This is a genomic window from Algibacter pacificus, assembly GCF_008033385.1.
In the GTDB taxonomy this organism is placed as follows: Bacteria; Bacteroidota; Bacteroidia; order Flavobacteriales; family Flavobacteriaceae; genus Algibacter; species Algibacter pacificus.
In genome coordinates this window covers 59,340-74,631 of the sequence record NZ_VOGY01000006.1, presented here as the reverse complement: position 1 = coordinate 74,631, position 15,292 = coordinate 59,340, and the positions used below count along the sequence as shown (strand labels likewise).

Genomic DNA, 15,292 nt, shown 5'->3' with positions numbered 1-15,292 from the left:
CGTTTTCACGGAATTTTAAATTTATTTTAATTTCACTTTAGGATCTAACCAAACGTAAATTAAGTCGACCAAAATATTAATCATTACAAATAAAACGGCAATAACTAAAACGGCTCCCATAATTACGGGTAAATCTAGTGTGTTTAGGGCATTCACTATTTCTTTTCCAAGGCCATTCCATCCGAAAATATATTCTACAAAAACGGCCCCTGCCAGCATAGAAGCAAACCAACCCGATATGGCGGTAACTACAGGATTTAAGGCATTTTTAACGGCGTGTTTTTTTATAATTTGAAATTCGCTTAGCCCTTTTGCTCGTGCTGTTCTAATATAATCTTGGTTAAAAACTTCGAGTAGTGAATTTCGCATAAGCTGAATGACTACCGCTAGCGGGCGGATACCCAAAACCACGGCTGGAAGAATAAGGTTTTTCCATTTTATGTGCATGGCTTCGCCGAAATCGTCTAACTCATGTAAACTTCCCGTCATTTCTAAATGGGTGTATTTATGAAGTACAAATCCGAAAAACCAAGCGAACAGAATAGCACTAAAAAACGACGGCACACTCATCCCTAAAGTGCTAAAAATTTGAATGCTTTTATCTAGCCATTGGTCTTTATATAATGCGGAAACAATACCCAAAATAACCCCTAACATAATCGCTATTAAAATGGCTGAAACCGCTAAGACAAAAGTATTTGGTAAAGTTTCACCCAAAACCTGGCTCACCTTTTTTCCTTGTTTGGTAAAGGATTCCCGTAAATAAGGGAGTTTTAAAACCGTTGTGGTATTCCCGATAGTAAATAATGGACTTGCCACATATTTACCCGCGCGTAAAAAGGTGTAATCCTCGGCTTGATTGGAGTGAAAAGAAATAGGTAATAAATCGTTTAAATAATAGAAATACTGGGTGCTTAACGGTTTATCAAAACCGTATTTTTGTTTTACTGTTGCGAGTTGTTCACTGTCTTCATTTTGTCCCAACATCATTTGAGCAGGATCACCTGGCAATACATTAAATAAAAAGAAAATAACCGTAACTACCCCAAATAATGTGAGAATGGCGTATGCTATTTTATTTATGAGGTAACTCAAATTGGTTGTTGGTTGTTTAGAATTAAATAAGCTTGCTTAACTTAACAAAAACTGTTTTTATTTTTTCAGAGTTACTTTTATCAAACTTGTAAAATCACTTTGGTTGGCTTGGTTTATGGAATCCAATTCCGCCGTAGCTTCTTTAAATACATTTACGGCTTCTATCGTTTCTGTATCCAAGGCTTCTACTTCTGTTTTAGTAGCCATTACATCATCTATAAAATAAGCAATTTTTTCAACGTTTACAGGTTCTGGGGTTCTTTCTACTTTGGGGAGTTTTAAATCATCCAAATCGTTCCAATGTGCTTTTTGCATAATGGTACCTTTGTCTAATTCAATAATTCCAGGATTAGAACGCACGACTGTTTTCAAGGCTTTTTCATCGCATAAATAGAAATCGAAATCAATTTCATACGCTTCTTTTATGCGTTCTTTAGCGTCATTTCCAGAAGCTGTTAACCCTATAATTTTATAACCATTTCTTCTGGCTTCATCTTGTAGCGCTTTTAATTTCACCGCTCCACCACGCTCCATATTTTCTAAATTGTATGATATAACAACAATAATATGTTCTTGATTTAAAAAGTAATCGGTTAAATCTTCATCTTCTGTTTCAATAGAAAAATCATAAATTGGAGGCGCATAACCTGGCGAAATTTCTTTAGTATCTACACTAATAAAATCGCCTTCTACTTTTGGATACGAACCGTTGGTGGTAATAATTTCTTCTTCGCCATTTACATTAAACTTCCAATAATATTCGGTAACAGGTTTTTCTGCATCATCCGGAACACTCATACCTTCTGGAATGTTTGCTCCTATTTTATATGCTCTAAAATCTACTGCTGGCAAATGCATAAGCACATGATAACCAAACCATAAACTAAGAATAAAACTTAACAATGCTAAAATTGTGGTTACTAATTTTCCGTATAAAGGTTTTATATGTTTTACGCCTAAAAATAGAATAAGAATAAAAAACAGCAATACAATATCTTTTGTAAAACTTTCCCAGGGCGTCAGTTTTACGGCATCGCCAAAGCATCCACAATCTTTTACTTTATCGAAATATGCCGAATAGAACGTTAAAAATGAGAAGAAAACAATCATTAATAACAAACTCCAAACCGTAAATTTTGGTTTATACCCAATAAGTAAAAAGACACCTAAAACAACTTCGAACACCACCACTAAAACCGAAATCATTAATGAATAGGGCTCTAAAAATGGTAAATTTAAAACGTCTGCTCCAAAATATTCAGCTAATTTGTATGAAAACCCTAACGGATCATTCAGCTTAATTAATCCCGAAATAATAAATAGAACTCCAACAAAAATGCGGCTTAGACTTACTAAAATTTTCATGTTTACTTTATTTTAAATTCACACCATACACTTTTAATAAAGTGATTTTGTGTTTTTACTAATTTATATTCTGCTTCAACAAGCTTAGCGTGACAGGTTGCTTTTAAGTGTACTGAGTTATCAATTACAATTTAAAACCTGTTTTATTCACCTTGATTTAAATGAATCATCGCAAAAATGGCATAATTAATCATATCTTGATAATTAGCATCAATACCTTCACTTACCAAAGTTTTTCCTTTATTATCTTCAATTTGCTTTACACGAAGTAATTTTTGCAAAATTAAATCGGTTAAACTGCTCACGCGCATATCTCTCCAAGCTTCGCCGTAATCGTGATTTTTATTTTCCATTAATGTTTTAGTGATGGAAATATGTTTTTCGTACAATTCGGTTGCCGCTTCTGTAGATAAATCGGGTTGATCTGCAACACCTAATTCTAACTGAATAAGTGCCATAATCGCGTAATTAATAATACCAATAAACTCACTCACTTCACCTTCGTCAACTTTACGCACATCGTTTTCTTGTAAACCACGAATGCGTTGTGCTTTTATAAAAATTTGATCGGTTAAAGATGGTAAACGCAAGATGCGCCATGCGCTACCGTAATCGCTCATTTTTTTTATGAATAAACTTTTACAAGTATTTATAACAGCATCGTATTGTTTTGAAGTATCTGGCATGTATCAATTATATTTTGTGTAAATTTCGCTTAAATTGTTTAAAGTTCAAAAGTTTTTAGAAGGAAGTTTGACGTTACAATTTTAAAGTTTTACGTTTGAACTTAATATTGAAAACATTGACATTTTTATCACGTTATGACCATTAATTGCAAAGGAACACTTATCGATTTATCATCACCAAAAGTAATGGGGATTTTAAATTTAACTCCCGATTCGTTTTATGATGGCGGACAGTATAAAGATGAAAAATCGATGCTTCAACATACCGAAAAAATGCTTTCGGAAGGTGCTACTTTTATCGATATTGGCGCCTACAGTTCGCGCCCTAATGCCGACCATGTTAGCGAAACCGAAGAATTAAACCGTATTTTACCCATTGTAGAAGGTATTCTGAAGTTTTTTCCTGAAACTTTAATTTCTATTGATACGTTTAGAAGCGAAGTAGCCAAACAAACTGTTGAAGCTGGCGCTGCCATAATTAATGATATTTCCGCTGGAAAATTGGATAACAATATGCTTAAAACCGTTGCCAATTTACAAGTTCCATATATTATGATGCACATGCGTGGCACGCCGCAAACCATGCAACAGCAAACGCATTATGATAATTTAGTTAAGGATATAATTTTTTATTTTTCTGAACGATTGGAAGCCGCAAAACAATTAGGCATTGTGGATGTTATTGTTGATCCCGGTTTTGGTTTTGCTAAAACTTTAGAACAGAATTTTGAGTTATTGAATAAATTGGAATTATTCAACCTTCTTGAAAAACCTGTACTTGTTGGTGTATCCCGAAAATCGATGATTTACAAAACTTTGAATACCACTGCCAAAGAAGCTCTAAATGGTACATCGGTTTTAAACACGGTGGCTTTACAAAAAAAGGCTTCTATTTTGCGCGTGCACGACGTTAAAGAAGCCGTGGAAACTATTAAACTTATTGAATCTTTGAATGCTTAAAATGAAACACCTTTTTATATTTTTTATAGCTATTAGTATATTTTCATGCGGACATGAAAAAATACTACAATTACCAGAAATTAATCATTCTGAAATAACGGAAATCGATGATATTTCAGCAGCTTATCTTTTTTATGATGCCGAAAAAGACAGTATTGAATTAAACAGAAAAAACTTAATTAGCACAACCAATTGGTTAGTAAACGTGGACAAACGTTTAACACTGAAATTGGTAATTCCTCAAATAAAATTTCTTCAGAATAAAAAGAAAAATGCAAGCCATATAAAAGAAGGAGCAAAAAACTATTACACCTGTAATGATACTAGCCGAAAGAATTTAGGGTTTATCGAGTTTACAGAAACCATTTACCAAGATGGCCCAAGCGGCATCTATTTATCGAAACAAGATAACTCGAAACTCGCTTATAACACGGTTTCTGTACGATTTAACAAAAATGAAGCTATCTCAATAATTAGAATTGACAGTAGCATGGCAACCACCCAAACGAATAAAGCGCATTTGCTTTCCGATTTAAAAAAACACGACATTACAAAGAATATGATTTATTTAAATTTTGATGAAAATTTAAGCTTTCAAGAGTATATTTCATACAAATCATTACTTGAAAATGCCGATTTAAAAGAATCTAAAATATCCAATACCGAATTTATTTTTAATTAACCGTAATTCACTAATTTTACAAAAACACATTCACCTTGGAAATTTTTAATGACCTTCTAAATTTTAAAATTGTCGATATTATAGATGTTATACTTGTAGCGGTATTACTCTATTATGTGTACAAATTAACCAAAGGCACGGTTGCTATCAATATTTTTATTGGGATCATCATTATTTACTTTGTTTGGAAACTTACCGAGTTTCTTCAAATGGAATTGCTTACGGGTATTTTTGGCGGTTTTATGAAAGTGGGAATTATAGCCTTAATTGTCGTGTTTCAACCAGAAATCCGAAAGTTTTTATTAATGGTGGGTTCGACCAACTTTAATGGGCGACGCAAATTTTTAAAACAGTTTAAATTTTTAAAAACAGAAACAAGTGTAAAAACAGATGTGGACGTTATTATATCGGCTTGCAGTAAAATGGCCATGTCTAAAACAGGCGCACTGATTGTTTTTGAACGTAGCAACAACTTAGATTTTATTGCAGATTCGGGAGACGAAATGAACATAAAAGTCACCCAACCTATTATAGAAAGTATCTTTTTTAAAAATAGCCCGTTACATGATGGCGCCATAATTATTAGCGATAATATTGTGAAAGCCACCCGAGTTATCCTTCCTGTAAATAACGAAAAAAACATCCCAAAACGTTTTGGACTTCGCCATAGAGCTGCCATTGGTGTTACCGAAAAAACCGATGCTTTAGCCCTTGTTGTTAGTGAGGAAACAGGACATATTTCTTACTTTAAAGATGGCGAATTTGTAGTTTTTGAAGACAATAGCCAGTTAGCAACCCTTATTAAAAACGATTTAGCCTAAGCGACTTCCTCTTTTAAAAACTGAACTTCGTATAGGTTTCTGTAATAACCGTTTTCTTTTTTAAGCAATTCGTCGTGCGTGCCTTGCTCCACAATTTTACCGGCATCCATTACGATAATTTTATCGGCTTTTTTAACGGTAGCTAAACGATGGGCAATCACGATTGAGGTTCTGCCTTTAGTAATTTTATCCGTTGCTGTTTGTATCAATTGTTCCGAATAAGAATCTACAGACGATGTGGCTTCATCTAAAACCAAAATACTAGGATTGGTAACATAAGCCCGTAAAAATGAAATAAGCTGACGTTGCCCAGAAGAAAGCATGATTCCGCGTTCTTTAACGTTATAATGATAACCGTTGGGTAAGGACATAATAAAATCGTGAATACCAATATCTTTAGCGGCTTGACATACTTGTTCTTCGGTAATTTCAGGATGATTTAAAGTAATATTATTCAAAATAGTATTGGCAAACAAAAACACATCTTGTAAAACAACCGCAATTTGTGTGCGCAATGATTCTAAAGTGACATCTTTAATATCGATACCATCTACTGAAATAACCCCGTCTTTAATTTCATAAAAACGATTGAGTAAATTTATAATAGTCGATTTTCCTGCTCCAGTAGCACCAACAATAGCTACGGTAGCGCCAGCTTCAACTTGAAACGAAATCCCTTTTAGTACCGCTTCATCTTCAACATAATTAAAAAACACATTTTCAAAACGGATATCGCCTTTAAATGTTTCGGCTATATATGTACCGTGATCATCAATTTGAGAGGTGGTATCTAACACTTTAAACACCCGGTTTGCAGCAACCATACCCATTTGTAGCGTATTGAATTTATCTGCAATTTGTCGTAATGGTCTAAACAACATAGGGATAAACATTATGAATGCAATTAAATCACCTTGGGACACATCGGTTCCTTCTAAAACCACATGTAAACCACCGTACCAAGCGACTAACCCCATAGCGATAGACCCCGATAAATCGGCCAATGGAAAGAAAATAGAGTTGTACCAAACGGTTTTTAGCCAGCCTTTTTTATGACGTTCATTTATGGCTTTAAATTTTTCATACTCTGTATCTTCTCTTGTAAAAAGCTGTAGAATTTTCATTCCTGTTAAACGCTCTTGAACAAAGGAATTTAAGTTTGAAACTTCGGTACGAACTTCTTCAAAAGCCTTTTTCATTACTTTTTGAAAAATTCTTGTCGCATATAACAACAACGGAAGCAAAACAAAAACAATCACACTTAACTTTACATTGATGTATACCATAACACCAAAAACAACCAGCATAGTGAGTAGGTCTTTTATAATCATGAACAGACCTTGCCCAAAAATATCGGCAATACGTTCCATATCGGTAACCGACCTAGTAATAAGCACGCCAACCGAAGAGTTATCGTAATATTTCATTTTAAAATTTAATAAATGATTGAACAATTTAGTCCGCACATCTTTTACTAAATTCTGCCCCAACCATGCCGCATAATATATAAACGCCAGTTGAATAGCAGTTTGTAATATTAACACCACCAACATAACTATAATATAAAATAAAAAATCTTCTTTTAATTTTACAGCAATACTATTATCTATGGCATACTTGGTTAAATATGGGGTAGCTGCACTAAAAACAGCCGATAAAACAACCATAATTTGCAAGCTTATAAACACCAATTTATAGGGCTTTATGTAAACAAACAACCTTTTAAAAAGGTTAACATCAAATATTTTTTCTTTGGGTTTACTCATTTATATTTTTATATCTTTTGGATACTCGACTTCTATTAAATATAAGCCGTGCGCAGGTACTGAAAACCCCGCATTGCTCCTGTTTTTCGACTTAATAATGTGATGCAAATCTTGAACCTGAATTTTTCCTAAACCAATATTTATCATAGTCCCCACAATGGCACGCACCATATTTCGTAAAAAACGATCGGCTTTAATTGTGAAATGTAACTCGCCGTTAACCAAAGTCCAATCGGCTTTCATTATTTGGCATAGATAGGTTTTTACATCGGTTTTAGATTTAGAAAAACACTGAAAATCGTTGTATTCCAACAAAATTTTAGCGGCTTCTTGCATGTTTTCAACATTTACTTTTTGTTTAACGTAATAGGCTTGGTTAACATTAAACACATTTTTTTGTACAGATACGCGATACAAATACATTCTGCTCGTGGCATGAAAACGTGCGTGCACATCATCTTTAACTTTAAACAAATCGTGAATAGCAATATCTCGAGGTAAAAAAGCATTGAGTTTATACACTAAATCAACAGAATTAAAAACCGTATCCACATCGAAATGCGCATACATTTGTTTAGCATGCACCCCCGTATCTGTGCGACCTGCCCCCATTATTGAAATGGTCGATTTTAATAAAACAGACAAGGCTTTTTCTAAAACTTCTTGAACGGAAATGGCATCGGGCTGAATTTGCCAACCGTGATATGCTGCACCATTATATGAAAGTTCTATAAAATATCGCAATTTGTTTTAATACTTTTGTTGAAAGCACAAATATAGGCAGTTTTACGGTTCTTGTGAATACTCCAATCTTAATAATATATTAAAAGATTTAATGAAAAAAATATTACTCCTTTCGGATACCCATAGTTATATTGATGATGCGGTTTTAAAATATGTAAAACAAGCCGATGAAGTTTGGCATGCTGGAGATATTGGCGATTTAAAAGTAACCGATGCCATTAAAGCGCTAAAACCACTACGTGGCGTTTATGGTAATATTGATGATGCTAAAACACGTGGTGAATTTCCGGAACACAACCGCTTTATGTGTGAAGGTGTTGATGTTTGGATAACCCATATTGGTGGCTATCCGCCAAAATACAATTTACGCGTTATTGATGAGATTAGGAAAAACCCGCCTAAGCTTTTTATTTCTGGGCATTCGCATATTTTAAAAGTGATGCCTGATAAAAAATTACATGTTTTACATATGAATCCAGGCGCTATTGGAACGCACGGATTTCATAAAGTGAGAACCATGTTACGGTTTACGATTGATGGTGAAAAAATTGATAATTTAGAAGTTGTGGAGTTTACAAAACAGCCTAAAAAACAGGTTTAAACCCGACTTTGGCAGGTAGTTGCGTTAGGGATAGTAGTGGAAAGCCCACAGCCTGACGAAGGAAGTGCGAGGACTTGCAACGGAAAGCCCGACCCGAAGGGTAACGCCCAAAAACAAAAAACCTCACAAATAAATGCGAGGTTTTTGATATTTATATGGATTTGAAATCCTTGACTTATTTGCTTAAGTACATTTTACGGCGTGCGTATAAATCGTAAAAAGCATCGTCTTTTAAACTATCTATAAATAGTATGCTTTCTCCTGTACTTTTCATTTCTGGTCCTAATTTTTTATTCACATTATGGAATTTACTAAATGAGAATACCGGTTGTTTAATTGCGTAACCATTTAATTTAGGTTGGAAGTTAAAATCTTTAATTTTCTTCTCGCCTAACATCACTTTGGTGGCGTAATTTACGTACGGCTCGCTATATGCTTTAGCTATAAAAGGCACGGTTCTAGAGGCTCTTGGGTTGGCTTCGATGATGTAAACGGTATCATCTTTTACGGCAAACTGAATATTAATTAGACCAACTGTGTTAAGGGCTAAGGCTATTTTTTTAGTATGATCTATAATTTGTTGCATAACTAAATCGCCTAAATTAAACGGAGGTAATAAGGAGTTACTATCGCCCGAGTGGATTCCACAAGGTTCGATATGCTCCATAATCCCGATGATGTAAACATCTTCGCCGTCGCAAATGGCATCAGCTTCGGCTTCGATAGCACCATCTAAATAATGATCTAAAAGCAGTTGATTGCCTGGCATTCTGCTAAGTAAATCTACAACGTGTTTTTCTAATTCCTCTTTGTTGATAACGATTTTCATACCTTGACCACCAAGTACATACGATGGACGCACAAGTATTGGGAAGTCTAACACATCGGCAATGGCTGCAGCTTCATCGGCAGTGGTTGCAATGTCGAATTGTGGGTAAGGAATGTTGTTTTCTTTTAAAAGGTTAGAGAACAGTCCACGATCTTCGGCTAAATCTAAAGCCTCGAAGCTAGTTCCTAAAATTTTAATACCGTATTTGGTCAGTTTTTCGGCTAATTTTAAAGCAGTTTGTCCACCTAATTGCACGATAACCCCTTCTGGTTTTTCGTGTTTAATGATATCGTAAATATGCTCCCAAAATACAGGTTCGAAATACAGTTTATCTGCCGTATCAAAATCTGTTGAAACGGTTTCAGGATTACAGTTAATCATAATGGTTTCGTAACCACATTCTGCAGCTGCTAAAACCCCGTGAACACAACAGTAATCGAACTCGATACCTTGCCCAATTCTATTAGGTCCCGATCCTAAAACAATCACTTTTTTCTTATCGGTAACAACACTTTCGTTATCAGCATAACGGTTACCATCTGCTGTTTCCATATCGCTTTCAAACGTTGAATAGTAATATGGTGTTTTAGCTTCGAACTCGGCAGCGCAAGTATCTACTAATTTGTAAACACGATTTACGCCTAATTCTTCACGTTTATTATATACTTGACTTTCTAAACAACCCAACATGTGTGCTATTTGACGGTCGCCATATCCTTTTTGTTTTGCTTCTAAAAGCAAATCTTTTTGAATAGTATCTATAGTAAAGGTTGAAATTTCGTTTTTAAGCATATGTAATTCTTCATATTGCTTAAGGAACCACATATCGATTTTCGTGATTTCGTGAATTCTACTTAAAGGAATTCCCATGGCAATAGCATCGTAAATTATAAAAACACGATCCCATGATGCATAGGTTAGTTTTTCTATAATTTGCTCGTAATTTTTATTCTCTTTACCATCGGCACCTAAACCGTTACGTTTAATTTCCAAGGACTGAGCTGCTTTATGTAAAGCTTCTTGAAAAGAACGACCGATCCCCATAACTTCACCTACGGATTTCATTTGAAGTCCTAAAGTTCTATCCGATCCTTCGAATTTATCGAAATTCCAACGAGGTATTTTTACTATAACATAATCTAATGTTGGTTCGAAAAGTGCCGACGTTGATTTTGTAATTTGATTTTTTAATTCATCTAAATGATAACCTAAGGCTAATTTTGCTGCAATTTTAGCAATTGGATAACCGGTTGCTTTACTCGCTAATGCCGAAGAACGTGATACACGTGGGTTAATTTCGATAGCGATAATATCTTCATTCTCATCTGGAGATACCGCAAATTGTACGTTACATCCTCCTGCAAAATCGCCAATACTACGCATCATATGTATAGCCATATCACGCATTTTTTGGAAGGTTTTATCACTTAACGTCATCGCTGGCGCTACCGTAATAGAATCTCCGGTATGAATCCCTATTGGATCCATATTTTCTATAGAACAGATAATAACCACATTATCATTTGAATCTCGAAGCAGCTCTAACTCGTACTCTTTCCAGCCTATTAAAGCCTTATCAATCATTACTTCGTGGATTGGAGAAATCTCTAATCCTCGTGTTAATAACTCATCAAAATCTTCTTCTTTATATACAAATGATGCACCCGCACCACCCAAAGTAAAAGACGCTCTAATAATTAAAGGAAAACCAAATTCTTGAGCAATTTCTTTACCTTTTAAATAAGAAGTTGCTGTGGCTTGAGGCGCCATAGGAATTCCTATTTTAAGCATTAATTCTCTAAACTGCTCTCTATCTTCAGTGATATTAATTGCATCGATATCAACACCAATAATTTCTACACCAAAATCTTTCCAAATTCCTTTTTCATCGGCCTCAATACATAGGTTTAACGCAGTTTGCCCACCCATTGTTGGTAAAACAGCATCGATTTGAGGGTGCTCTTTTAAAATCTGAATAATTGATTTTGTTGTTAAAGGAAGCAAGTAAACATGATCGGCCATAGAAGGGTCGGTCATAATGGTTGCTGGGTTAGAGTTTATTAGGACTGTTTCAATCCCATCTTCTCTAAGTGATCTCAAAGCTTGGGTTCCCGAATAGTCAAATTCGCAAGCTTGTCCAATTACAATTGGCCCTGAGCCAATAATTAATATCGATTTTAGTTTTGGATTTTTCGGCATTTTTACTCGTTATTTATTGTCACTTAATGAATTGCAAAAATAATCATCAGTTGACATAAAAAAAGGCGTTACACTTAAGTAACACCTTTAATTTATCAACAATTGTTAATCATTTATTTCTTATGTCTAGTTTCAGTAGAAACAGATAATTTTTTTCTTCCTTTAGCTCTTCTACGTGCTAATACCTTTCTGCCATTAGCAGAAGCCATTCTTTCTCTAAAACCGTGCTTGTTTCTTCTTTTTCTTTTAGAAGGCTGAAACGTTCTTTTACTCATTATCTTGTATCTTTAAAACTAAATTCTATTTCTTTTAATCTTTTGCTCTGAGTGTTCCCCAAAACTGACGGCAAATATACAAAGAGTTTTCATTTCCACAAATGTTATTTAAAAAAATTTAGAATATTTTTATTCCGGGCTAAAACAAAGAGAACTCCGCAATATATTTGACTTTGTTGGTATGTTTTATGATAAGGGTATCATTTGTTTTTCATAAAAATTTAGTTTCTTTGCACAGTTAACAATAAAACGAAAGGGATTTTTCGTCTAATTTCACATCAAAACTCAACCATGTACAATAAAATTATAAAACTAATTATCGCTGCAGGACTTATTGGTTTTGCCGTATATCAATTTACAGAAGGTTATATAGGTAATGGCATTATGCTTATTTTATTATCCCTTATATTTATTTTCTTATACTTTAAGAATGAATTTATTTTATTAGCCTTTTTAAAATTAAGAAAACAAGATTTTGAAGGTGCTACAAAATGGTTAAATAAAATTAAAAACCCTGAAGCCGCTTTAGTAAAAAAACAACAAGGGTATTATAATTATTTGCATGGTATCATGGTATCTCAATCGAACATGAATGAAGCTGAAAAATATTTTAAGAAAGCACTAAGCTTAGGCTTATCTATGGATCATGATTTGGCTATGGCTAAACTAAATTTAGCAGGTATTGCTTTTTCTAAAAGAAGAAAACTAGAAGCTCAAAAACTACTTACCGAAGCTACTAAATTGGATAAACAAGGTATGTTAACCGACCAAATTAAAATGATGAAAGACAATATGAAACGTGCCGTTGGCCCCAACCAACATTATGGTGCTGGTGGATCGGTAAGATCCCAAAAACGCAGAGGATAGATATCTGATTTTGAAATATAAAAAAAGCCAATACTGTTTATAGTGTTGGCTTTTTTTGTGGGTTATTTTTTGAATACGTCCTGTTTTTAGCAAAGTTGTCTATCCAAAATATTACTATTTTAATCGACAACTGTTTCGCGTATATCGGCTCTGCTTTTTGTGTTTCAGGAATTGATCGTTGGTCAAACTTTTTTAGTATTCTCGCTTTATCAATTACTAATAAAAAAACGTTTCGACTTTCAAAAAAATCGAAAAGTTAAAATTATCAGCTTAAAAAATCTGGAGCAATAACTTTTAATTATAATATCCTTTTTTAGGAATATCAATATAATATTGTTTTCTAGATTTATTATTAAGGTGTGGTTCTCTCAACCAAGGATTATGTATTTTCAATATTTTATAGTTTATACCGTAGGTTTTAGCAAAGGCTGTAAAATCGGTTACCGCGGTATCTACAGGAACTTTATAAGTTGGCACGGAAGTATATAAATCTTTATCTCTAAAGTTAAAACCATATTTACTTGGATGTGATAAAATTTCTTTTAAAGCAACAATTCTAAACATATAGCGCCCAGTTTCTTCACCCAAAAGTAAATCGTAATACCCTTTTACTTTTTGATCTCTTAATCTTCGTGAGATCCCCGCATTTCCAGCATTATAAGCTGCAGCTGCCAAGGTCCAAGATCCTAAATTAGCTTTGGCTTTTAATAAATATTTACAAGCCACTTCGGTTGCCATTTCTAAATTATAACGTTCGTCAACATTACTATTTACTTCCAATCCATTTTCACGAGCAGTAGCCGGCATAATTTGCCAAAAACCCTTTGCCCCTGCTGGAGAAACGGCATTTGTTAACCCACTTTCTATAACGGCTAAATATTTAAAATCGTCCGGAATATTATATTTTTCCAAAATAGGTTCTATAATTGGAAAGTACTTTTTGGCTCTTTTAAACATCAATAAACCATTGGATTGCCAATACGTATTTACAAGAAGTTCGCGATCCATGCGCTCTAAAATATCTGGATTTTGTAACGGCATAGGTTCTCCTGCAAAATTTAAATATTCAGGAACTTGCAAAGCATACACATTATAATCGTTTGCCTGCTTAGTTTCAAAATTCTCATCGGTTGGAGCATCTTGGAAGGCATTAATAAATAACAGGCATAAACTTAATAATCCTACTAATGCCAGCGCTTTTTGTACTATTTTCATTTTTATAAACTTTTGATTAAATATAAAGTTATTATTCTAATTTTCTAAAATTATTTTCGGCAAATTTTCATTAAACCATTTGTATTTATTAATAACAGCAATATGTGTTCCCTTCTTTATAACAATACATTTTTTTATGTTTTTAATAGGAAAAACGCCATCTTCATCACCGTGAATATGTATAATATGTTTTGGTGGTCTTTTTTGACTCCAACACACCATATTCTCGATAGCCCAAGCTAAATAACGACTATCATTTACCGAAAGGTATTTTTGATACAGTTCTATGCGTTTTTTAACCACCTTCCCTACAGCGTATTTTTCAAATACATCAATATTTGATGCCAATTGCGTTGGAACCAATTTATAAGCTTTAGTCGCTTTTGCCAACAACATGCGTTTAGGCAGTTCATGCATCGACTTTACACTCGATACAATAATAAGCTTTCTATGTTTTATAAGTTTTGCCATTTCTTGAACCAAAACACCACCAAAAGACACCCCCAACAACACAATATTTTCATGTTTTATATGTGCTACCATACGCATAGCATAAGCATTTAGCGACTCATTTTCTAAAGGAATCATCCACTCTAACAAATGGATTTTAAAAGTATCTTCAGGTAATTTAATATTTTCAAAAATTAGCGGACTAGCAGCCATTCCGGGCATTAAATAAACATGTATTAGCTCTTGATGCATAAGGGATTAAGTTCTAATTAACAACTCTATAACGTTTTTTTTTCGTATTTTTGCAATACAAACTTATACAAAATAGTTCCCACTATTTTAAGTTTGGGAATAATTTAAACAATTTTATGATATGGTTGAAGCTGCTGAATTGAATGATAATGATTTTTTACGTCAATTTGAAATAAAAATCGATGACCATTTGGCCATAATAGAGTACTCTTTACAAGAACGAAAAATATTTTTAACAAAGCTTATTGTTCCCGAAGAAATTGAGGATGAAAACTTTAAAAAAGATTTTCTAACAGCTGTTTTCGAACAAATAGCTGAACGTAACTTAAGCGTTATGCCTACTTGCCCCGAAATAGCAAAATTTGTTAGAGGCAACAGGAAGTATAAACGCATGCTGCCCGTAGGTGTAAGAATTTAAATTCTATTAAAAAAAATTACAAAAAAGCCGAAACATTTAAAACGTTTCGGCTTTTTTTATTTCAAAA

15 protein-coding genes are annotated in these 15,292 nt (G+C 33.8%); 6 read left to right on the top strand and 9 right to left on the bottom strand.

The window, feature by feature from the left end:
- Nucleotides 1–21: 21 nt before the first annotated feature.
- The 3 genes from FQU21_RS10490 to FQU21_RS10480 form a co-directional block, all read right to left on the bottom strand.
- Nucleotides 22–1,095: an ABC transporter permease gene (locus FQU21_RS10490; RefSeq protein WP_222708006.1), complete on the bottom strand. Its 1,074-nt coding sequence runs from the start codon at nucleotides 1,093–1,095 to the stop codon at nucleotides 22–24.
- Between the two features lie 57 nt (nucleotides 1,096–1,152).
- Nucleotides 1,153–2,460, bottom strand: coding sequence for a BT_3928 family protein (locus FQU21_RS10485; protein WP_147677959.1), 1,308 nt, complete (start codon nucleotides 2,458–2,460; stop codon nucleotides 1,153–1,155).
- 143 nt (nucleotides 2,461–2,603) lie between these two features.
- Entirely contained in the window at nucleotides 2,604–3,146 is a 543-nt protein-coding gene (locus FQU21_RS10480; RefSeq protein ID WP_147677958.1) for a DUF1599 domain-containing protein, read from the bottom strand.
- A gap of 135 nt (nucleotides 3,147–3,281) precedes the next feature.
- Between FQU21_RS10480 and folP the strand changes: the two genes are divergently transcribed.
- Genes folP through FQU21_RS10465 form a run of 3 tightly spaced genes read left to right on the top strand, consistent with a single transcriptional unit; the run spans nucleotide 3,282 to nucleotide 5,609 of the window.
- On the top strand, nucleotides 3,282–4,106 hold the full coding sequence (gene folP, locus FQU21_RS10475) for a dihydropteroate synthase (RefSeq protein WP_147677957.1): 825 nt from the start codon (nucleotides 3,282–3,284) through the stop codon (nucleotides 4,104–4,106).
- 1 nt (nucleotide 4,107) lies between these two features.
- On the top strand, nucleotides 4,108–4,788 hold the full coding sequence (locus tag FQU21_RS10470) for a hypothetical protein (protein WP_147677956.1): 681 nt from the start codon (nucleotides 4,108–4,110) through the stop codon (nucleotides 4,786–4,788).
- Between the two features lie 35 nt (nucleotides 4,789–4,823).
- Nucleotides 4,824–5,609, top strand: a complete 786-nt coding sequence (locus tag FQU21_RS10465) for a diadenylate cyclase (RefSeq protein ID WP_147677955.1) — start codon at nucleotides 4,824–4,826, stop codon at nucleotides 5,607–5,609.
- Here the strand turns inward: FQU21_RS10465 and FQU21_RS10460 are convergent.
- A complete protein-coding gene (locus FQU21_RS10460; protein WP_147677954.1) occupies nucleotides 5,606–7,375 on the bottom strand; it encodes an ABC transporter ATP-binding protein in 1,770 nt (589 codons plus the stop codon). The genes FQU21_RS10465 and FQU21_RS10460 overlap by 4 nt on opposite strands.
- A complete protein-coding gene (gene truA, locus FQU21_RS10455) occupies nucleotides 7,376–8,119 on the bottom strand; it encodes a tRNA pseudouridine(38-40) synthase TruA (RefSeq protein WP_147677953.1) in 744 nt (247 codons plus the stop codon).
- Nucleotides 8,120–8,210: 91 nt separating this feature from the next.
- On the opposite strand from truA, the gene FQU21_RS10450 reads away from it, so the two are divergent.
- Nucleotides 8,211–8,720 (top strand): metallophosphoesterase family protein, encoded by a 510-nt coding sequence (locus FQU21_RS10450; protein WP_147677952.1) that lies wholly within the window; start codon nucleotides 8,211–8,213, stop codon nucleotides 8,718–8,720.
- Between the two features lie 175 nt (nucleotides 8,721–8,895).
- Here FQU21_RS10450 and carB read toward each other — a convergent pair whose 3' ends face one another.
- A complete protein-coding gene (gene carB, locus FQU21_RS10445) occupies nucleotides 8,896–11,748 on the bottom strand; it encodes a carbamoyl-phosphate synthase large subunit (RefSeq protein WP_147677951.1) in 2,853 nt (950 codons plus the stop codon).
- 113 nt (nucleotides 11,749–11,861) lie between these two features.
- Nucleotides 11,862–12,023, bottom strand: a complete 162-nt coding sequence (rpmH, locus tag FQU21_RS10440) for a 50S ribosomal protein L34 (RefSeq protein ID WP_042495769.1) — start codon at nucleotides 12,021–12,023, stop codon at nucleotides 11,862–11,864.
- Between the two features lie 291 nt (nucleotides 12,024–12,314).
- Between rpmH and FQU21_RS10435 the strand changes: the two genes are divergently transcribed.
- Nucleotides 12,315–12,890 (top strand): DUF2892 domain-containing protein, encoded by a 576-nt coding sequence (locus tag FQU21_RS10435; protein ID WP_147677950.1) that lies wholly within the window; start codon nucleotides 12,315–12,317, stop codon nucleotides 12,888–12,890.
- 294 nt (nucleotides 12,891–13,184) lie between these two features.
- Here FQU21_RS10435 and FQU21_RS10430 read toward each other — a convergent pair whose 3' ends face one another.
- Complete coding sequence (locus tag FQU21_RS10430) at nucleotides 13,185–14,105, bottom strand: lytic transglycosylase domain-containing protein (protein ID WP_147677949.1); 921 nt, start codon at nucleotides 14,103–14,105, stop codon at nucleotides 13,185–13,187.
- Nucleotides 14,106–14,141: 36 nt separating this feature from the next.
- Nucleotides 14,142–14,807 (bottom strand): alpha/beta hydrolase family protein, encoded by a 666-nt coding sequence (locus tag FQU21_RS10425; RefSeq protein ID WP_147677948.1) that lies wholly within the window; start codon nucleotides 14,805–14,807, stop codon nucleotides 14,142–14,144.
- Between the two features lie 121 nt (nucleotides 14,808–14,928).
- Between FQU21_RS10425 and FQU21_RS10420 the strand changes: the two genes are divergently transcribed.
- Nucleotides 14,929–15,225 carry a GNAT family N-acetyltransferase gene (locus tag FQU21_RS10420; RefSeq protein ID WP_147677947.1) on the top strand — a complete coding sequence of 99 codons (297 nt, stop codon included), beginning with the start codon at nucleotides 14,929–14,931 and terminating at the stop codon, nucleotides 15,223–15,225.
- The last annotated feature ends 67 nt before the right edge of the window (nucleotides 15,226–15,292 follow it).